The organism is Nonomuraea sp. NPDC050556, from assembly GCF_044457355.1.
Taxonomy (GTDB): domain Bacteria; phylum Actinomycetota; class Actinomycetes; order Streptosporangiales; family Streptosporangiaceae; genus Nonomuraea.
The window spans coordinates 1,625,509-1,644,428 of sequence record NZ_JBITGU010000003.1; the positions used below are offsets into that span (position 1 = coordinate 1,625,509).

Below are 18,920 nucleotides of genomic sequence, written 5' to 3' on the forward strand. Positions count from 1 at the left end.
CGACCAGAACGGAGTTCGGTAGCGATGCGTATAGGACTCTTCTTCGACGGGCCCAAGGGCGACGACCCGATCGGCACGCTGCGCGACAGGATCGCCAGAGCCGCCGACGACGGCTTCCCGTCCGCCTGGATATCGAACATCTTCGGCCTGGACGCCATGACCACGCTCGCGGTGGTGGGCACAACGGTGCCGGGCATCGAGCTCGGCACCGCGGTCGTGCCCACCTACCCGCGCCACCCCGGCGTCATGGCCCAGCAGGCGCTGACCGTGAACGCCGCGCTCGGCGGCCGCTTCACGCTCGGCATCGGGCTGTCGCACCAGATCGTCATCGAGCACATGTTCGGCTACAGCTTCGACCGGCCCGCCAGGCACATGAAGGAGTACCTGGACGTGCTCATGCCGCTCACCCGCGGCGAGCGGGTCGACTTCAAGGGCGAGACCGTCACGGCCAACCTCACCCTGTCCACGCCGGGCACCGGGCTGCAGGTGCTGATCGCCGCGCTCGCGCCGCGCATGCTCAAGCTGGCCGGCGCGGTCGCCGACGGCACCGTCCTGTGGATGACCGGACCGAAGACCGTCGCCGAGCACGTCGTTCCGGCGATCACCGCGGCCGCGCAGGAGGCGGGCAGGGAGCGGCCCAGGGTCGTGTGCGCGCTGCCCGTCTGCGTCACCGACGACGTGGACACCGCCAGGGCGCGGGCCGACCAGGTTTTCGCCGGGTACGGCCAGCTGCCCTCCTACCGCGCCATGCTGGACAAGGAGGGCGCCGCGGGACCGGGCGACGTGGCCGTCGTCGGTGACGAGGACAGCGTGCGCGCCCAGATCGACGTCCTGGCCAAGGCAGGCGTCACCGACTTCGTCGCGGCCGAGTTCGCCGAGCGCGACCGCACCAGGGCGTTCCTGAAGGGACTGCTGTGAAGATATGGCTGGGCGCCATCCTCGTGGTGATGGGCGGCATCTGGGTGCTGCAGGGGCTCGGCTACGTCGGCGGCAGCTTCATGTCCGGAGCCATGCAGTGGTTCTGGATCGGCCTCGCGGTCGTCCTGGCCGGCGCGGTGCTGGTCGTCCTGGGCGTCAGAGGCCGACGTAGTTCTCCGCGAGGCTAGCCGAGGCCGCCCGCGAGGACACCACGTAGTCGAGGTGCGAGAGCTGCAGCCTGCGCGCGAACGCGTCGGCCGTGGGGTCGGCGTGCAGCAGCGTCGTCATCCAGTAGGAGAAGTGCTCGGCCCGCCACACCTTCTTCAGCCGCGCCGCCGAGTAGCCGTCCAGGAGCTCGGGCGACCCCGAGGCGATCGCGTCCGCCAGGGCTGCCACGTCGGCGACGGCCAGGTTGAGCCCCTTGGCCCCGGTCGGCGGGACGATGTGCGCGGCGTCGCCGGCCAGGAACAGCTTGTCGTGGCGCATCGGCTCGGTGACGAAGCTGCGCATCGGGGTGATCGCCTTCTCCCTGATCGGCCCGTCCTTCAGCGTCCAGCCGTCGTCGGTGGCGAAGCGGGTGCGCAGCTCGTCCCAGATCCGCTCGTCCGGCCACGCCTCCAGCGAGTCCGCCGGGTCGACCTGCAGGTACAGGCGGCTGACGCTGGGGGAGCGCAGGCTGTGCAGGGCGAAGCCGCGCGGGTGGTGGGCGTAGATGAGCTCCTCCGTCGAGGGCGCCACGTCGGCCAGCACGCCGAGCCAGGCGAACGGGTACTCCCGCTCGAACGCCCTTGCCTCGGGGATCGCCGACCGCGACACCCCGTGGAAGCCGTCGCACCCGGCGATGAGGTCGCACTCCAGCGTCCGCACCACCCCGTTCTCGCGGAAGGTCACCGACGGCGCGGCGGGATCCACCGACAGCACCTCGGCCTCGAACCGCACCCGGTCGTCCGACAGCGCGATGAGGTCCTTCACGATCTCGGTCTGCGCGTAGATCGTCACCGTCTTCCCGCCGGTCAGCTCCGACAGCGCGATGCGGTGGCCCGCGCCGTCGAAGCGCAGCTCCAGCCCGTGGTGGGTGAGCCCCTCCCGGTCCAGCCGCTCGCCGGCGCCCATGGAACGCAGCAGGTCGACCGTGGACTGCTCCAGCATCCCCGCCCGCTGCCGGTGCTCGACGTAGTCGCGGTCGCGGCTCTCCAGAACCACGGAGTCGATGCCGCGCCGGCGCAGCAGATGGGACAGGACCAGCCCGGCGGGGCCCGCGCCGATGACGGCGACCTGGGTGCGCATCGTCAACCTCCTTCAGTCGGGACGATCGTGCTGGGCCGACGGCCCGGCGTGGCCATTACCCTTCCGCTCAGTGGAAAAGTGGCCGCTCACGTCGCGCGACAGCGCCTTGGCCGCGGTCACCAGGGCGGGGACGAACGTGCGCAGGTCGGTGCGCGGGGTGGTGACGATCGACAGCGCGGCCACCACGTCACCGCCCGCGCCGCGCACCGGCGCAGCGACCGAGCAGGTGCCCAGCGTCATCTCCTCGCGCACCACGGCCACGCCGGTCCTGCGGACCTCGGCCAGCGCGGCGCGCAGCCGTGCCGGGTCGGTGACGGTGTGCCTGGTGAGCGGTTGCAGCCCGGCGGCGACCACCTCGGCTGTCACCTCCTCCGGCGCGAAGGCCAGCAGGATCTTGCCCACGCCCGTCGCGTGCAGCGGCAGCTCGCCGCCCACCCGGCTGACGATCGGCACGCTGCGCGGCCCGCGCAGCTTCTCGACGTACAGGGCCTTCACCCCGTTCCGTACGGCCAGCTGGACGTTGGCGTGGGTGACCTCGTAGATGTCCTCCATGTACGGCAGGGCCAGCTCGCGCAGCTCGCCAGGCGCGGCCATCGCCCCGATGCGCCACATCCCGACGCCCACCCGGTAGGAGCCGCCGGGCAGCCGTTCCAGGAACCCGCCACGGGTGAGCTCACCCACCAGGCGGTGCCCGGTCGCCAGGGGGAGCGCGGCGCGGCGGCAGATCTCGCTCAGCGTCAGGGGAGCGTCCCCGTGTGCGAAAGTGTCCAGGATCGCCATGACTTTTCCGGCGACGCTCGGTGGCGGCCTCATAGCGCACATTATGGTTGTCGCGGCGCGGCGAGGACCTGAATGGGTGACACCTCAATAAACTCCGGCAACGTGAGCGAGCGTAGCGAGCGAGCCAGGAGGCACAGCAAGATTTTCTTCGCCGTGCCGACGAAGGAGGCTCGGTGAAGAAGTTGTTGCACGGCATCGACGTCTCCAACTGGCAGGGCTCGGTCGACTGGTCCGAGCACGCCGACAGCGGGATCTCCTTCGCCTTCTCCAAGGCCACCGAGGGCGGCGGGTTCACCGACAAGTGGTTCCAGCGCAACTGGCACGGCATGCGCGAGAGCTGGATGGTCTGCGGCGCCTACCACTTCGCCAGGCCCAAGGGCGACCCCGCCGACCAGGCGCAACACTTCCTGCGCACGATCAGGGCCGCGGGCGGGCTGCGCAAGGGCGACCTGATCGCCCTCGACCTGGAGGCCGACGACGGCCTGCCGCCCGACCAGGTGGCCAGGTACGCCCGCCGCTGGTGCCGCATCATCGAGAAGCAGGCGGGCGTGCGCCCCTTCGTCTACACCTACACGTGGTTCGCGCGCTCGGGCAACTGCGCCGGCCTGGCCGAATACCCGCTGTGGATCGCCTCGCCCGCCCGCCCGCGCGGCGAGCCCGTGGTGCCCAGGCCGTGGAACGACTGGACGATCCACCAGTACTCCAACAGCCCCGTCGACAGGAACGTCTTCCACGGCAGCCGCGAGGACCTGACCAGGCTGGGTTACCACCCGCGATAGCATCGGATCTCACCGATCCAGTGCTATCCAAGGGAGTCACCGTGTCAGCCGAGCTACGCATCACCCTCGCCGGAGCCGAGCGTGTGGTCGCGGCGGGGACGACGGCCGGTGACGCGCTGGAAGCCGATGGCAGAACGGTCATCGCGGCCCGCGTCAACGGCGAGCTGCGCGACCTGGCCCACGTCGTGCGTGAGGGCGACGTCGTCGAGGCCGTCGAGATCGGCTCTGCCGACGGCCGCGCCATCATGCGCCACTCCGCCGCCCACGTCATGGCGCAGGCGGTGCAGGAGCTGTTCCCCGACGCGCGGCTGGGCATCGGCCCGCCGGTCGAGAACGGCTTCTACTACGACTTCGACGTGCACCAGGCCTTCCAGCCCGACGACCTCAAGCGCATCGAGAAGCGCATGCGGGAGATCGTCAAGGAGGGGCAGACCTTCTCCAGGCGCGAGGTCTCCGACGACGAGGCCCGCCTGGAGCTGGCGGCCGAGCCGTACAAGCTCGAACTGATCGGGCTCAAGGGCGGGGCTTCCGACGAGGAGAACGTCGAGGTGGGCGGCGGTCAGCTGACCATCTACGACAACCACGACGCCAAGGACGGCAAGCTGCGCTGGTTCGACCTGTGCCGCGGCCCGCACGTGCCCACCACCCGGGCGATCCCGGCGTTCAAGCTCATGCGCACCGGCGGCGCCTACTGGCGGGGCAGCGAGAAGAACCCGCAGCTCCAGCGCATCTACGGCACCGCGTGGGAGTCGCGCGAGCAGCAGGACTCCTACCTGGAGCTGCTGGCCGAGGCGGAGAAGCGCGACCACCGCAAGCTGGGCAGCGAGCTCGACCTGTTCAGCTTCCCGCCGGAGCTCGGCTCCGGGCTGCCGGTCTTCCACCCCAAGGGCGGGATCATCCGCAAGGAGATGGAAGACTACATGCGCCGCCGCCAGTCTGAGGCGGGCTACGAGTTCGTCAACACCCCGCACCTGACGAAGTCCTCGCTGTTCGAGCTGTCCGGGCACCTGCCCTACTACGGCGAGGACATGTTCCCCGCCTTCGAGCTCGACGGCACCGAATATCGCGTCAAGCCGATGAACTGCCCGATGCACAACCTGATCTTCCGTGCGCGCGGGCGCTCCTACCGCGAGCTGCCGCTGCGGCTGTGCGAGTTCGGCTCGGTCTACCGCTACGAGAAGTCCGGCGTCGTGCACGGCCTGACCCGGGTGCGCGGCATGACGCAGGACGACTCGCACATCTACACCACCAAGGAGCAGATGGGCGACGAGATCAAGTCGCTGCTGACCTTCGTGCTGAGCGTGCTGCGCGACTTCGGGCTGGAGGAGTTCTACCTGGAGCTGTCCACCCGCGACGACTCCGACAAGTTCATCGGCGAGCAGGCCGACTGGGACGAGGCGACCGAGGCGCTGCGCCAGGCGGCAGAGGAGTCCGGGCTGGAGCTGGTGGCCGACCCGGGCGGCGCGGCCTTCTACGGGCCGAAGATCTCGGTGCAGGCCAAGGACGCCATCGGGCGCACCTGGCAGCTGTCGACGATCCAGCTCGACTTCAACCAGCCCAAGCGGTTCGGCCTCGAGTACCAGGCGGCGGACGGCACGCGGCAGACCCCTGCCATGATCCACCGGGCGCTGTTCGGGTCGATCGAGCGGTTCATGGGCGTGCTGGTCGAGCACTACGCGGGCGCGTTCCCTCCGTGGCTGGCCCCGGTGCAGGTCGCCGGCATCCCGATCGCCGAGGCGCACGTGGCCTACCTGCAGGACGTCGCGAAGAAGCTGCGCGAGCGGGGCATCAGGGTCGAGGTCGACACGGCCGACGACCGGATGCAGAAGAAGATCCGCAACGCGCAGAAGGCGAAGGTGCCGTTCATGCTGCTGGCCGGTGACGACGACATCGCCAACGGCGCCGTCTCGTTCCGCTACCGCAACGGCGAGCAGAAGAACGGCGTGTCCGTGGAGGACGCGGTCGCCGAGATCGTCAGCGCGGTCGAGCGGCGCGTGCAGGTCTGAGATACGCGAAAGGCCCCCTGCTCCGTGCGGGGGGCCTTTCGTATGTCCTACTTGGCGAGCGGCTGGCCCTGCTTGTCGGTGAACTTACCGATGAGGATGACGACGAAGTCGACGATCACCCAGATGCCGAACCCGCCGAGGGTGACGAGCTGGAGGATGCCGGTGCCGATCTTGCCGACGTAGAACCGGTGCACGCCTAGGACGCCGAAGAAGAAGCAGAGCAGAACTGCGACGATCCAGGACTTCTGCATGGGAACGAACCTTCCGAAAGTGATCGCGTTGAAGAGAACGTCACCCTAGGGAGGACCGTGTGACAGATGGTTGACAAACGATAAATCACCGCGGGAACAGCTGGAATGCCACAGAAGTGCCCCGGTCGAGGAAGGCGCGGGCGTAGGTCTCCGGGTCCTCGTCGGTGAGCGCCTCGATGTAGGTGCGGTGCTCCAGCAGGGAGCGCACGCCCAGCTCCATCGTGTCCGTGACGTCGATCGCGTGCGTGGGGTACGGCGAGCCGGCCACGGCCACCCAGCGCACCCCGTCCCACGGCTCCTCCTCGGTGTCGGGGAAGATCCAGCGGTTGCCCGCGTCCGACGCGGCGTCGATCGTGGCGCGGCCGACCGCCTTGTGGTCGGGGGAGTTCCACGACGTGCCGCCCCAGGTGTCGTGGTGGTTGAGCGTGATCACCAGCTCCGGGCGGTGCCTGCGGATCGCGGACGCCAGATCCCTGCGCAGGGCCGTGCCGTACTCGATCACCCCGTCCAGGTGGTCGAGGAACTCCACCACCGACACCCCGACGACCGCGGCGCTGGCGCGCTGCTCCTGCTCGCGCAGCGGGGCCGCCTTGGCCGGCTCCAGGTCGTCGATGCCCGCCTCGCCCCTGGTGGCCAGCACGTAGGCGACCTGCTTGCCGGCTGCGGTCCAGGCGGCGATGGCTGAGGCGCAGCCGTACTCGAGGTCGTCGGGGTGCGCCACGATCGCCAGGGCCCGCGTCCAGTCGCCGGGCATCGGTTCAAGAGAGTCGGTCATGCCCTCACCCTAGCCAGGTCAGTGGTCGAGGAACTCCTCCGGTGTGAGGGGTTCGTGGCGGGGCTGGCCGGGGAGGCGGACGTCGTCGACCGTGACGTTGACCTCGCTCACCCGCAGGCCGAGCATGCGGCTGACCGATCGGGCCACGTTCGACTTGACCTCGGCGGCCACCTCCATGACCACGTGCCCGTACTCCACGACGATTGTCAGGTCCACCGCCACCTGACGGTCCACGATCTCGGCGCTGACGCCCTGGTTGCCGCGGCGGGAGCCGATGCCGATCCGGTCGCGCACCGACTCGAACGCCCTGGCCAGGTCGCCGCCCATGTCCGCCACGCCGGACACCTCCAGCGCCGCCAGCGCGGCCACCTTCTCGACGACCTCGTCCGCCACCTTGATCCGCCCCTTCACCACGGCGGCCGTCAGGGGGTCTTGTACACGTTCAGGTGCTGTGGTCTCGGTCATCGCACGCTCCCTTATGCACGGATCTTACGGATTGTGCCGGAATGTTCTGCGGGTAACCACTCTCTTCCCACGGAAGTTCTGGCCGCGTTTCATGAGGACGTGACGGTTTTCGGCCGCCTCCCGGGGGCGACGGCGCTACTGCTCGGCACGAGCGTCTACACCACGCTGCCCGACGTCCCCGCCGTGGCCACCACCGTGACCGACCTGGCCCAGGCCCTCGTACGGCGCAGCGGACTCAGCCCGGAAGCCGTGCACGTCGCCACGGAGCTGTCCGGCCCCGAGCAGATGGGCGACGCGATCGCCGCCGTCGCCGAGTCGGCGCAGGGCCCGATTCTCGTGTCATTTTCCGGACACGGACTCGTGAGCCCGACCGGCACGCTCTACCTGGCCACCGCGCGCACCGACCCTCGGCGGTCGCGGCTGGAGCACACGGCGCTGCCGTACGACACCCTGCGCCGCTACCTGCTCGACAGCGCGGCCAGGCCCGTCATCGTGCTGCTCGACTGCTGCTTCTCCGGGTGGGCGGTGTCGGCCATGGGGCCGTCCGACGACGTCGCGGGGCTCACCGAGATCGACGGCGCGTTCGTGGTGACGGCCTCGGGGCGCAGCGAGATGGCGCTCGCGCCGGAGGGCGACCGGCACACCGCGTTCGGCGGCGCGCTGCTGCGCCTGCTGGAGCACGGCGACCCGCACGCGCCCGCCGCGCTCACCCTGCAGGCCGTGCACCGCCACCTGAGCACCGCGCTGCCCGCTGCGGGCTTTCCCCGGCCGCGCTGCCGGTCCAGCGGTACGGCGGGCGAGCTCGTCCTGGCACCCAACCCGGCGCGCGCGGCGCAGGCCGTCTCCCCTTCCCGGCGCGGGACGCTGGGCGTGCACGACGGCCCGCCGTACCAGGGCCTCGCCCCCTTCGACCGGGGCGACGGCGCGCTCTTCTTCGGGCGGGACAGTCTGGTCACCCAGCTCCTGCGCCGCCTGGCCCGCCGGCTGGACGACCCGCGCCCGCTCGTCGTCACCGGCGCGTCGGGCTCGGGCAAGTCGTCGCTGCTGCGCGCGGGCCTGCTGCCCGCCATCGCCAGGGGCGGCCTGGAGGTGTACGGCTCGGCGTCCTGGTCCAGCGTGGTGCTGACGCCGACGGCCGACCCGCTCGGCGCGCTGGAACGGGCGTCAGGGCACCGGGTGGTGGTGATCGACCAGTTCGAGGAGCTCTTCACCGAATGCGGCGACGAGGGGACGCGCGCCGAGTTCGTCGCCCGCCTGAACGCCCTGTCGGCTTCCGCGCTCGTCGTGTTGTGCGTGCGCGCCGACTTCTACGGGCGGTGCGCCGCCTACCCGCAGCTCGCCGTCGCGATGGGCGACGGTCAGGTCGTCGTGGGCCCCATGTCCCCGGAGGAGCTGCGCGAGGTGGTCGTCCGCCCTGCCGAGCTCGCCGGGCTCACCCTGGAGCCCGGTCTGGTGGAGCTGTTGCTCGCCGACCTGGGCGCGCGTTACGAGGCGGGACGGCTGCCGCTGCTCTCCCACGCGTTGCTGGCCACGTGGCAGGGGCGCTCGGGCGACGAGCTGACCGTGGCCGGGTACCGGGAGACGGGCGGCATCCACGGCGCGCTGGCCGCGACGGCCGACAGGACCCTGGCCGCCGTCGGCGACCGGCGCGCGGCCAGGGCGCTGATGCGGCGCCTCGTGCACGTGGGCGAGGGCATGGAGGACACCAGGCGGCGGGTGGACCGCGACCTGATGCTCGCCGACGTGCCCGCCGAGGTCGTCGAGGCGTTCGCGGCCGAACGGCTGGTCACGGTGGACGAGGAGCACGTGCAGCTGACCCACGAGGCGCTGATCCACGCGTGGCCGACGTTGCGCGCGTGGATCGACGAGGACCGGGCGGGGGCGCTGGTCGAGCAGCACTTGCTGGACGCGGCGTTGGCCTGGGAACGCGACCACCGCGACCCCTCGGGCCTGTACCGCGGCGCCCGCCTCGCCCTGGCCCTGGAGTGGACGACCGCCCAGGAGTTGGCCCCCCTGACAACCGAGTTCCTGGAAGCCTCCGCCTATGAGGAGAACGCGGCGGCCCGCGCCACCCGACGCCGGGTGCGCCTGCTCCGTAACCTGGCCGCCTCCCTGGCCGCCCTCCTGCTGGTCACCCTGGCCGCTACCGGCCTCGCCGTACGCCAGACCGCGACAGCCGCCGAGAACCGCGACCTGGCCACCGCCAGGAAGACAGCCGCCCTGGCCGACACCCTGCGCACGTCCGACCCGAGGACCGCGATGCTCCTGAGCGTCGCCGCCTGGCGCCTGGCCCCCGTGGACGAGGCGAGAGCCGCCCTCTACTCCTCCCTCGCCCAGCGAGAGCTCCACGTGTTCCCCGCCCCCCAGGTCAGCGGCGCGGCCGCGTTCGCGCTGAGTCCGGACGGCAGCAGGACCGCGGCCGTGGACCGGGGAGCCGCGACCGTGTGGGACGTCGACTCCGAGCGCGCGCTCGCCACCCTCACCGGCCTCGACCCCACCGCGCAGGCGGCGGCGATCAGCCAGGACGGGCGCACTCTCGCCGTCGGAGGAGAGCGTTCGGTGCGCCTGTGGGACATCGCGTCGGGACGGCCGGTCGGTCCTGCCTTCGGCAGCGGCTCCGACGTGGTGGAGTTCAGCGCCACGGGCCGCCGGCTGCTCACCCGTACGCTGGACGACCACGTGCAGGTGTGGGACACCGGAAGCCTCGGCAAACCCATGTTCGACCGCCACGACCCCAACCTGATCGGCATCGGCGTCTCCGCCGGTGACCGGCTTCACCTCCTCGTCCACCGCGACCGCGTTGAGGTCCTCGACGCCTCCTTCCACAGCCTGCTGAGCGTGCCAGGTACCCAGGCGGCGCTCAGCCCGGACGGTGCTCGGCTGACCGTGAGCCAGGGGGTGGACACTCGGCTCTGGGACGTGCGCACGGGGAAGCCGACCGCCACTCTCCTTCGTGGGGCAGAGGCGGCCTGGATTGGCTACAGCGCCGACGGACGGTACCTCATGACCTGGGGATCCGGCGGAATCACCCTTTGGACGGCCACAGGCGAGAGGTTGCTCGGACAGCCGGTCGACGACGTTTCCTCCCTGGAGGAGGTGCGGATAGACGCCCGCGACCAGCGACTCACGTACAAATTGGGGCGCGGTGCTCTCGCCATCGTCGATGTGAGCCGCTCCACGGGCCCCCTGCCCCTCGGGACGGGAGTGAAGGCCGCGGCTCTCGCCGGAGACAGGCGCCTGGCTGTGGTGAACGCATCAGGGGTTCGGCTCGGCGATCCCAGGAATCCGGAAGCGGGCACCGGGGGCACGCTGGGTACATCGGCGGCCTCGGCGGTCGCCCTGACCTCGGACGGTGCCCTCCTGGCCGTGGCCGAGCCGGACAAGGTGACCCTCTGGGACGCCACCCGAGGCGTGCGCTCCGGCGTGCTGCAGGTGGGTGGCGCCATCGGGCTGGCCTTCAGTCACGACGACAGCAAGCTCGCCGTCGCCGTCTACACGGGAGAACAGGAAGCGGCCCAGGTGTGGGACGTGCGCGCCATGGTGAGGATGCCGATCGCGGCAGGCCCGGCCGACCCGGCGATGGCATTCCTGCCCGATGGGCGGTCGCTGGCCATCGGTGGCGTGCAGAACTCCCTGACATCGCTGTCCGGTGGGGGCGACCTCGCCCGCCCGTTCGGCCGCCAGCCGCGTTCTGTGGCCGTCAGCGATGACGGCCGGCTGATCGCCACCGGCAACGCCAGCGGCGGCGTGGACCTGTGGGACGCGGTGAGCAGGACCAGAACAGGTCATTTGGCCGCGCCCGCCGGCCAGGACGATGACTTCGTCCGTCTGGCTTTCTCGCCGGATGGCAACCTGCTTGCCGCCGGCGGCGTCACAGGAAGGGTGCGACTGTGGCGGGTGGACAGCCGGGTGCCGCTGGGCCTGCCGTACACCGAACACGCGAAGGAAGTAGTGGCGCTCTCCTTCAGCGCTGACGGAAGGGAGCTCTACAGCATCGCTGCAGGCGGGGGCTTGCAGCGCCATCTTGTCGATGCCGATCGTGCCGCCTTGGCCGTCTGCGACCGCGTCCACCGGACGCTGTCGGACGACCAGTGGCGGCGGCTCATCCCGGAGACACCACCAAGGAAGGTGTGCTGACCATGCCAGAGATCGTCGCCATCAATGTCGACCCGAATCCGGTCGTGCGGGGTGAGTTCGACTCCGTCACGTTCGTGGTCGAGATCGCGGCCCCGGAATCCGCCGACGTCCAGGGGGAACTGGTCTCGCCGGACGGGGAGACGCGGCTCAAGCTGCACCTGCGCCAGGAGGGCCCGCTCTGGCGGGCGCTGGCTGAGCTGCCGAAGGACAGCAGTCCAGGCCTCTGGACAGTGGAGGCACGGGACGGCGAGGACCTCCTGGAGCTGGAGTTCCCGGTGGAGATCGCCGGATTCAAGAACCTGTCGAGGATCGAGTTCACCATCGATCCGCAGACGGCCGAGTACGGCGAGCGGTTGATCGTCCGCGGCATCCTCGGGGGGCTGCCGGAGGACGAACTGGTGGGTCAGGAGGTCGTGCTGGTGTTCCGCGAGGCCGAGTCCTTCCTCTGGGAGGAGGTCGTCAGGCTCAGGACGGACCGGCGTGGCGAATTCCTGGTCGGTGTGCCAGCGGAGGCCAGCGGCTCATGGCTGATCAAGTACGCGGGCGTCACCTACGACGAGGAGGCCAGGGAGGCGGGGCGGGCCGACACCACTTCGTTGCGTACCGCGGCGTTCGAGACGTCGGTGATGAACGCGACAGGGCCAAGGGTGGTAGTCGCCAAGTTCAACACCGAGTCCTTCGCGGGTCGGGCAGGCAAGGTGTACTACCTCAAGGGCTCTGTGCGGGAGACGAGCCCCGGAGACACCGCCGCCTCATCGGGGGCACGCCTGCACTTCTCCTTCCGCGCGACCAAAACGCAGGACGCCAGGGAAATCGATCCCACATGGACGCCTCTGGCCAAGTCCAACGGCTCCTTCAAATTCGAGATGCACATCGGCAGTTCCGGCTACTGGTACGTCAGGACGATGCCTGCGTCAGGCGGCACGAAGTCGGGCTGGTGGAGCAATCCCGACGGGCCGCTCAAGGCCAAGCACATCACGAAGGAGCCCAACTGACCCCGCCCTCTATGCTGCTGGTTATGCATGAGCCCGACAACTTTGACCGGCTGTGGACTCCGCACCGGATGGCCTACATCAAGGGTGAGAACAAGCCCACCGGGTCCGGTGCGGAGGACGGGTGTCCGTTCTGCGAGATTCCGAAGCTGAGTGACGAGGACGGGCTCGTCGTGGCCCGGGGCGAGGTCGTCTTCGCTGTGCTCAATCTTTATCCCTACAACTCCGGGCATCTCATGGTCGTGCCCTACCGGCATGTGTCGGGGTATGACGAGCTGGACGTCGCTGAGATGACGGAGTTGGGGGACTTCACTCAGCGGGCGCTGAGGGCTTTGCGTAAGGGGAGTGGGGCTCAGGGGTTCAATGTGGGGATGAATCTGGGGCATGTGGCCGGTGCGGGGATCGCGGCGCATCTGCACCAGCATGTCGTGCCTCGCTGGGGTGGGGACACGAACTTCATGCCGGTCGTGGCGCAGACGAAGGTGTTGCCGCAACTGCTTCACGACACCCGGGAGATGCTGGCGCAGGCCTGGGAGTAGGCAGGACGGCGATGCCTGCCGAGATGGTCAGTGGGGCGGCCAGAGCCAGGGCCATGGCCAGTACGGCGGCGCCTGAGTCGTTGACGAGCATGCCCAGGACACCACTGACCAGCGTGCCGGTCAGGCCTGCTTTGAGGGCGGGGGAGTACGCGAAGGCTGCGGGTAGCACTCCGGCGCTGGCCGCCCCCGGGCGGAGGATCGCGTAGATGAGGAACGCGGCCGCGGCCAGGACGATCGGCATGAGGGTGGGGCTGAGGAGGGTGGCCAGCATGGCCTGCAGCTTGCGTGCCACCACGTCCAGCGCCTCGCCGCTCAGCACCTGCCCGACGAACCTGCCCAGATGGGTCTGCTCGGCCGCCGGGCGCAGGTAGTTGGCCACCGCGAACCCCGTCACGACGACCCCGCCCGCCGCGCAGAACGCGCCCAGCTTGACCAGCGAGACGCGCCGACCGGCGACGAGCAGCGCGGTCACCGCGATGCCGGGCACGAAGGCGATCACGCCGCCGAAGTCGCTGCCCAGCCCGGACCCGCCCAGCACCATCGCGAACGCCCCGAGCCCGGCCACCGCCACCACTCCCGTACGGCCCGGCCACCGGTGCGCGATCACCGTGGTGGCCAGCAGGGTGCCGGTGGCGAGCAGCGCGAACGGGATGTTGCCCAGCCCGAAGTACCGCGCCCCCACGTCGGCGCTGTAACCCATGACGGAGTTGAGCTGCAGCGTCGTCCCGGTCAGCAGGTCGGCGGCGAGGGTGAGCGCGGTGACGCCGGACACGACGGCCAGCGGCCCCAGGGGGTGCCTGCGCCACGGCCCGGCGAGCGCCGCGGCCGTCACGAACGCCACGCAGGCGGCGAGCCCGCCTGCCAGCGCCGCGACGGTGGACCACGGCAGCAGGTTGACCAGGTAGCACGAGACCGGTACCGAGGCGAGCGCGACAGCGGCCAGCCGTACAGCACGGAGGGCTCTGCGGCGGCGCAGCAGCATGAAGGCGGCCACGTAGAAGGCGACCTGAGCCATCGCCAGACCCGCGAAGAACACCCCCTTGACCGCCCGGACCGTCTGCGCCGCCTCGTCAGCCTCCACGAGACCGGAAGCCCGGCCGCCGACCTGAAGAGGGACGCCGACCACCGTGTTCGGGACGGGGACGCCGAGGGTGGTCAGGACGGTCGCGGTCAGGTCGGGCAGGATCGACAGGTCGTCGCGGTGCGTGGAGGCCGCGCCCAGCGCGTGACCGGCCGCGCCGGGCGCGCGCAGCATGGCGACGCGCAGGTGCGGCACCGACCCGTGGTCCGACAGCCCGGCCAGCAGCACCGTCGTGTCGGACGGCAGCGCGGCCAGGAGCGCGCCGGTCCTGGCGTCGGCCAGGCGCAGGGCGTCGCGCCGCTGCTGCTCCGTCAACCGTTCCGGTACGGCGGGCAGCGTGCCACCGCCGAGGTAGGGCCTGATGAGGTCGTCGACGTCCATGGCGACCACCCGGCACCTCGCCAGGTCGGCCGTACTGACCTGGATGGGCGAGGTGTGATAGTTCGGAACTTGCCCGTCGGGCGTCGCCAGCGCGAGCGCCGCGCCGGGACCGATGGCGATCGAGCACTCGCCCGCCGCCCTGAGAGCAGCGCCCAGGGTTCCCCAGTGCTCCGCCGCGGCCACGGGAACCCGGGTGCCCGAGGGCAGGGGAGGCGCGCCGCACCGGTGTCCCGCCGCCGACCGAACCCCGGCCGACACCGTGAGCCACCCGTCGTAAGGGCACGTCACCGACCCCACGGTCCGTACGGACAACGACCCGGCAGCACTGGACCGCGCCAGCTGCCACAGGTTCGGCGTGTCCACCGGGTCGACGTCACTCCACGTCAACCCGGGAACCCCGATCAACGCCACCCGCGCACCCACATCGGCGTGCGCTGCGCCGAACCACAGCTGGCTCACCAGCACGAACCCCAAGACCAGCGCCCGCCTCACCCGCGTGCCCTCCCGCGCTCGACCCGTCGTCGCTGCACGTTAGGGGAACATCGGCCACCAGGTCCGGCGGATCCGATTACTCACGGTAAACAGGCGGCGACTCCAGCGCCGGTCCCTACCCGGAATCAGACGGGATTCACCACGACCTTCACCGGGCCGCTCTCGTGCTGGAGCCGGTCGAGCGAGGTGACCAGGTACGTGCCCGGCGCCCGCGTGGCGAACGTGGGGCTGGTGACGACGGCGACGAGGTTGCGCGCGTCGACCGTGGCGCAGGCGGCGCCGGAGGCGGGCAGCTGGTAGACGGCGTAGGAGCGGGCGCCGGGAGCGGCGGTCCAGCGCAGCACGGATCCGGCCGCCGTGAGACCGGCGGGCTTGGCGGGCGCGCTGCCGCCGCGCTCCTTGATGATCGGCAGCAGCGCCGGGCGGCTGTAGTGGTCCTTGACGAGCTTGTCCATCACGCCGAGGGGGTTGGTGCGGACCTGGGTGGCGCTGAAGTACACGTCGCCGTCGACCTGCTTGTAGGACCGGTTCAGGGTGAGGTGCGCGGGCAGCTCGCCCACCTTGGTCCACGCCTTGTCGTCGGTGGTGCCGACCCGGTAGAGGGCCTGGCCGATGTACAGGTCGACGCCGGTGCCCTTGACCTCGTCCGCCCACCAGGGCACGAGCGCCTTGTAGTCGGCGACCTTGAGCCCGCGCGGCCAGTACAGCTGCGGCATCACGTAGTCGACCGTGCCCGCCTGGATCCACGCCCGCGCGTCCGCATAAATCGAGTCATAGGCGGACATGCCGTTGGTCGCCGAGCCGGACGGATCCTGGGCCTTGTTACGCCAGATGCCGAACGGGCTGATGCCGAACTTCACCTCGGGCCTGGTGTCGTGAACCGCCTTGTCGACCTGGGCGACCAGCTTGTTGACGTTGTCGCGCCGCCAGTCGGCCAGCTTCATCCCGTTGCGGTACTTGCTGAAGGCGTCGGTGTCGTTGAACTTCCCGCCGCCGCCCGGATACGGGTAGAAGTAGTCGTCGAAGTGCACCCCGTCGATGTCGTAACGCTTGACCACGTCGGTGATCACGGCCGTCACGTGGTCGCGCACCTCGGGCAGGCCCGGGTTGTAGTAGAGCCGGTCGCCGTACTTGACCGTCCAGTCCGGGTGCACCCGCGCCGGGTGGTTGGCGGGCAGCTTGGACAGGTTGGTGTCGTAGGCGGCGCGGTAGGGGTTGAACCAGGCGTGGAACTCCAGGCCCCGCTTGTGGGCCTCGTCGACCAGGAAGGGAAGCGGGTCCCAGCCCGGGTCCTTGCCGGCCGTACCGGTCAGGTATTGCGACCACGGCTCCAGCGCCGACTTGTAGAGCGCGTCGGAGGCGGGGCGCACCTGGACGAAGACCGCGTTGAGCCGCCGCTTGACCGCGTTGTCGAGGATCCTGACGTACTCGGCCTGCTGCTTGGCGACCGTCAGGCCGGTGTCGGAGGGCCAGTCGATGTTCTTGACCGTGGCGATCCAGACCCCGCGGAGCTGCCGCTTGGGGAACCTGGCGTCAGCCGTACAAGTCGCCTTTTTCTTCGACAAAGACGCCGGGGGAGTGGGCTTGGCCTCGGCGCCTGGACCGAGGACGTAAGCCGCTCCCGCGGTGACGAGGGCGATGGCGGTGGCTGCAAGCAGGGGACGTCCGGTTCGCATGGTTCCTCAGTGTGGCATCGCCCCTGAGGTGCTTTGGCCGAAAAAAAGAAATCGATTCGTGATGTTCGTGTGACAAATGAGGCGGGTGTTGCGGGGCGCCCCTCCCAGTGCGCCCCGCCACACCACATCTCATTCGGCCGCGGCGACCTTCTCCGCCAGGTGCGGCGGCAGGGGTTCGTAGCGCAGGAAGGAGCGCTGGAAGGTGCCCGTCCCGTGCGACATCGACCGCAGGTCGATCGCGTACCTGGTGATCTCCAGCTCGGGAACCTCCGCCTTGACCAGCGTGCGTCCCGTGCCGACCGGTTCCGTGCCGAGGACCCGCCCGCGCCTGGACGACAGGTCGGACATCACCGAGCCCACGTAGTCGTCGGCCACCAGCACCGACAGCTCGTCCACCGGCTCCAGGAGCAATGTCGGGATCTTGGCGGCGGCCTCCTTCAGCGCCAGCGCCCCGGCGATCTGGAAGGCCATGTCGGAGGAGTCCACCGAGTGCGCCTTGCCGTCGTAGAGGGTGACCCGCACGTCGACCATCGGGTAGCCGAAGACGGTTCCCCGCTCCATCTGGGTCCGCACGCCCTTCTCCACAGACGGGATGAACTGCCTGGGCACCACGCCGCCCACGATCTTGTCCACGAACTCGAAACCCCCGCCGGACGGCAGGGGCTCGACCTCGAGGTGGCAGATGGCGTACTGGCCGTGGCCGCCGGTCTGCTTGACGTTGCGTCCCATCGCCTTGCACGTGCCGCCGAACGTCTCGCGCAGCGGAACCCGCAGCTCGACCCGCTCCACCTCGACGCCGTGCCGCTTGGACAGCTTGTCCAGGAGCACGTCGGTATGCGCCTCGCCCATGCACCACAGGACCAGCTGGTGCGTCTCCGCGTCGTTGGTCAGCTTCAGCGTCGGGTCCTCGGCGACCAGGCGCTGCAGCGCCTGCGACAGCTTGTCCTCGTCGGCCTTCGACTTGGCCCTGATGGCCACAGGCAGCAGCGGGTCAGGCATGCTCCACGCGGTCATCAGCAGCGGCCGCTCGACCTCCGACAGCGTGTCGCCGGTCTCGGCGCGCTGCAGCTTGGCCACGGCGACGATGTCGCCCGCTATGCCCTTGGCGATGCCGCGCTGCAGCTTGCCGAGCGGGCTGGTGAGCGTGCCGACGCGCTCGTCGATGTCGTGGTCCTCGTGGCCCCTGTCGGTCATGCCGTGGCCCGAGACGTGCACCGTCATGTCCGGGCGCAGGGCGCCGGAGAAGACCCTCACCAGGCTGATGCGGCCGACGTACGGGTCGCTCGTGGTCTTGACGACCTCGGCCACCAGCGGGCCGTCCGGGTCGCACGCCTTGAGCTGCACCGACTTGCCGTCCAGCGTGGTGATGTCGGGCAGCGGGTGCTCCAGCGGCGAGGGGAAGGCCTGCGTGATCACTTCCAGCAGTTCCTGCGCGCCGATGCCCAGGCCGGAGCAGAGCACGGGGTAGAAGTTGCCGCGGGCGACCGCCTTCTCCAGGTCCTCCACCAGGGCCTTGGCGTCGATCTCCTCGCCCTCCAGGTACCGGTCCATGAGCGACTCGTCCTCGCTCTCCTGGATGATGCCCTCGATCAGCACCCCGCGGTGCTCCTCGATCTGCGTGGCGTACTCGGCGCCCGGCTCCTTCTCCATGCGGGTGCCGGTCGCGTAGTTGTAGAACTTCTGCGACAGCAGCCCGATGAGCCCGTTGACGTGGCCGTTGGTGATGACGGGAAGGTAGAGGGGGGCCACGCCGTCGCCGAAGACGTCCTGGCAGGTGGCCAGCACCTCCTCGAAGTCGGCACGCTGATGGTCGATCTTGGTGATGACGACGGCCCTGGGCATGCCGACCTGGGCGCACTCCTCCCACAACATCTGGGTGAGCCCGTCGACGCCGTCGGCGGCCGAGACGACGAACAGGGCGGCGTCCGCCGCGCGCAGTCCTGCGCGCAGGTCGCCCACGAAGTCGGCGTAGCCGGGGGTGTCGAGGAGGTTGATCTTGATGCCCTTGTGGATCACCGGGGCGACGGAGAGGTTCACCGACCGCTGCTGGCGCACCTCCACCTCGTCGAAGTCGCTGACGGTGTTGCCGTCCTCGACGCGGCCCGTGCGCTGGATGGTCCCTGTAGCGGCCAGCAGTTGTTCGACGAGCGTGGTCTTGCCCGCTCCTGAGTGGCCGACCAGGACGACATTGCGTATCGCGTCCGCCCTGTCGACCGATGGTGCCCTGCCCGCGGCTCCCATGGTTCCGCCGGGGTGCTTTTCCGCCACAACGCCTCCGTTTCCCGAGGACAGGCGGGCTCAGCCACCTGTCCGCGTCGTCGGTTGGGTGTTCCAACGCCGCGCCCCGGGCGAGGTGTGTCA

Annotated in this window: 15 protein-coding genes; 7 read left to right on the forward strand and 8 right to left on the reverse strand. The window is 70.2% G+C overall.

Going from position 1 to position 18,920, the window contains the following annotated elements:
• Positions 1-24: 24 nt before the first annotated feature.
• Entirely contained in the window at positions 25-918 is an 894-nt protein-coding gene (locus ACIBG8_RS36530; protein WP_397347703.1) for an LLM class F420-dependent oxidoreductase, read from the forward strand.
• Positions 915-1,106, forward strand: coding sequence for a hypothetical protein (locus tag ACIBG8_RS36535; protein WP_397347704.1), 192 nt, complete (start codon positions 915-917; stop codon positions 1,104-1,106). The genes ACIBG8_RS36530 and ACIBG8_RS36535 overlap by 4 nt, the downstream gene beginning before the upstream one ends.
• Here ACIBG8_RS36535 and ACIBG8_RS36540 read toward each other — a convergent pair.
• Together ACIBG8_RS36540 and ACIBG8_RS36545 are read right to left on the reverse strand one after the other, a co-directional pair.
• The gene (locus ACIBG8_RS36540) at positions 1,075-2,205 is read right to left on the reverse strand and encodes a 4-hydroxybenzoate 3-monooxygenase (protein WP_397347705.1); all 1,131 of its coding nucleotides are present in this window, start codon (positions 2,203-2,205) and stop codon (positions 1,075-1,077) included. The genes ACIBG8_RS36535 and ACIBG8_RS36540 overlap by 32 nt on opposite strands.
• Positions 2,206-2,217: 12 nt before the next feature.
• A complete protein-coding gene (locus ACIBG8_RS36545) occupies positions 2,218-3,018 on the reverse strand; it encodes an IclR family transcriptional regulator (RefSeq protein WP_397347706.1) in 801 nt (266 codons plus the stop codon).
• 140 nt (positions 3,019-3,158) lie between these two features.
• Here ACIBG8_RS36545 and ACIBG8_RS36550 point away from each other — a divergent pair, with 140 nt between their 5' ends.
• Positions 3,159-3,764 carry a glycoside hydrolase family 25 protein gene (locus ACIBG8_RS36550; RefSeq protein ID WP_397347707.1) on the forward strand — a complete coding sequence of 202 codons (606 nt, stop codon included), beginning with the start codon at positions 3,159-3,161 and terminating at the stop codon, positions 3,762-3,764.
• A 20-nt stretch (positions 3,765-3,784) separates the two neighbouring features.
• Complete coding sequence (gene thrS / locus ACIBG8_RS36555; protein WP_397347708.1) at positions 3,785-5,770, forward strand: threonine--tRNA ligase; 1,986 nt, start codon at positions 3,785-3,787, stop codon at positions 5,768-5,770.
• A gap of 47 nt (positions 5,771-5,817) precedes the next feature.
• Here the strand turns inward: thrS and ACIBG8_RS36560 are convergent, their stop codons facing one another.
• The 3 genes from ACIBG8_RS36560 to ACIBG8_RS36570 all read right to left on the reverse strand — a co-directional run bounded on the left by ACIBG8_RS36560 (position 5,818) and on the right by ACIBG8_RS36570 (position 7,261).
• Positions 5,818-6,021 carry a TM2 domain-containing protein gene (locus ACIBG8_RS36560; protein WP_397347709.1) on the reverse strand — a complete coding sequence of 68 codons (204 nt, stop codon included), beginning with the start codon at positions 6,019-6,021 and terminating at the stop codon, positions 5,818-5,820.
• Between the two features lie 85 nt (positions 6,022-6,106).
• Positions 6,107-6,796, reverse strand: coding sequence for a PIG-L deacetylase family protein (locus ACIBG8_RS36565; protein WP_397347710.1), 690 nt, complete (start codon positions 6,794-6,796; stop codon positions 6,107-6,109).
• A gap of 18 nt (positions 6,797-6,814) precedes the next feature.
• Positions 6,815-7,261 carry an Asp23/Gls24 family envelope stress response protein gene (locus ACIBG8_RS36570; RefSeq protein WP_397347711.1) on the reverse strand — a complete coding sequence of 149 codons (447 nt, stop codon included), beginning with the start codon at positions 7,259-7,261 and terminating at the stop codon, positions 6,815-6,817.
• A gap of 99 nt (positions 7,262-7,360) precedes the next feature.
• On the opposite strand from ACIBG8_RS36570, the gene ACIBG8_RS36575 reads away from it, so the two are divergent.
• The 3 genes from ACIBG8_RS36575 to ACIBG8_RS36585 are packed head-to-tail and all read left to right on the forward strand — an operon-like array spanning position 7,361 to position 12,929.
• Complete coding sequence (locus ACIBG8_RS36575) at positions 7,361-11,398, forward strand: hypothetical protein (RefSeq protein WP_397347712.1); 4,038 nt, start codon at positions 7,361-7,363, stop codon at positions 11,396-11,398.
• Between the two features lie 2 nt (positions 11,399-11,400).
• Complete coding sequence (locus tag ACIBG8_RS36580) at positions 11,401-12,393, forward strand: hypothetical protein (RefSeq protein WP_397347714.1); 993 nt, start codon at positions 11,401-11,403, stop codon at positions 12,391-12,393.
• Positions 12,394-12,416: 23 nt separating this feature from the next.
• A complete protein-coding gene (locus tag ACIBG8_RS36585) occupies positions 12,417-12,929 on the forward strand; it encodes an HIT family protein (RefSeq protein WP_397347715.1) in 513 nt (170 codons plus the stop codon).
• Here the strand turns inward: ACIBG8_RS36585 and ACIBG8_RS36590 are convergent.
• The 3 genes from ACIBG8_RS36590 to ACIBG8_RS36600 form a co-directional block, all read right to left on the reverse strand.
• Complete coding sequence (locus ACIBG8_RS36590; protein ID WP_397347716.1) at positions 12,847-14,883, reverse strand: hypothetical protein; 2,037 nt, start codon at positions 14,881-14,883, stop codon at positions 12,847-12,849. The genes ACIBG8_RS36585 and ACIBG8_RS36590 overlap by 83 nt on opposite strands.
• Before the next feature lie 125 nt (positions 14,884-15,008).
• Positions 15,009-16,559: a glycoside hydrolase family 10 protein gene (locus ACIBG8_RS36595; RefSeq protein ID WP_397347717.1), complete on the reverse strand. Its 1,551-nt coding sequence runs from the start codon at positions 16,557-16,559 to the stop codon at positions 15,009-15,011.
• A gap of 129 nt (positions 16,560-16,688) precedes the next feature.
• Positions 16,689-18,827: an elongation factor G-like protein EF-G2 gene (locus tag ACIBG8_RS36600; RefSeq protein WP_397347718.1), complete on the reverse strand. Its 2,139-nt coding sequence runs from the start codon at positions 18,825-18,827 to the stop codon at positions 16,689-16,691.
• Positions 18,828-18,920: the final 93 nt, after the last annotated feature.

What these genes read in the sequence shown, in the direction of transcription:
- ACIBG8_RS36560 (WP_397347709.1), bottom strand. Translation starts at nt 6,021, where the DNA reads ATGCAGAAGTCCTGGATCGTCGCAGTTCTGCTCTGCTTCTTCTTCGGC.
- ACIBG8_RS36585 (WP_397347715.1), top strand. Translation starts at nt 12,417, where the DNA reads ATGCATGAGCCCGACAACTTTGACCGGCTGTGGACTCCGCACCGGATG.
- ACIBG8_RS36565 (WP_397347710.1), bottom strand. Translation starts at nt 6,796, where the DNA reads ATGACCGACTCTCTTGAACCGATGCCCGGCGACTGGACGCGGGCCCTG.
- ACIBG8_RS36580 (WP_397347714.1), top strand. Translation starts at nt 11,401, where the DNA reads ATGCCAGAGATCGTCGCCATCAATGTCGACCCGAATCCGGTCGTGCGG.
- ACIBG8_RS36530 (WP_397347703.1), top strand. Translation starts at nt 25, where the DNA reads ATGCGTATAGGACTCTTCTTCGACGGGCCCAAGGGCGACGACCCGATC.
- ACIBG8_RS36540 (WP_397347705.1), bottom strand. Translation starts at nt 2,205, where the DNA reads ATGCGCACCCAGGTCGCCGTCATCGGCGCGGGCCCCGCCGGGCTGGTC.
- ACIBG8_RS36595 (WP_397347717.1), bottom strand. Translation starts at nt 16,559, where the DNA reads ATGCGAACCGGACGTCCCCTGCTTGCAGCCACCGCCATCGCCCTCGTC.
- ACIBG8_RS36545 (WP_397347706.1), bottom strand. Translation starts at nt 3,018, where the DNA reads ATGAGGCCGCCACCGAGCGTCGCCGGAAAAGTCATGGCGATCCTGGAC.
- ACIBG8_RS36570 (WP_397347711.1), bottom strand. Translation starts at nt 7,261, where the DNA reads ATGACCGAGACCACAGCACCTGAACGTGTACAAGACCCCCTGACGGCC.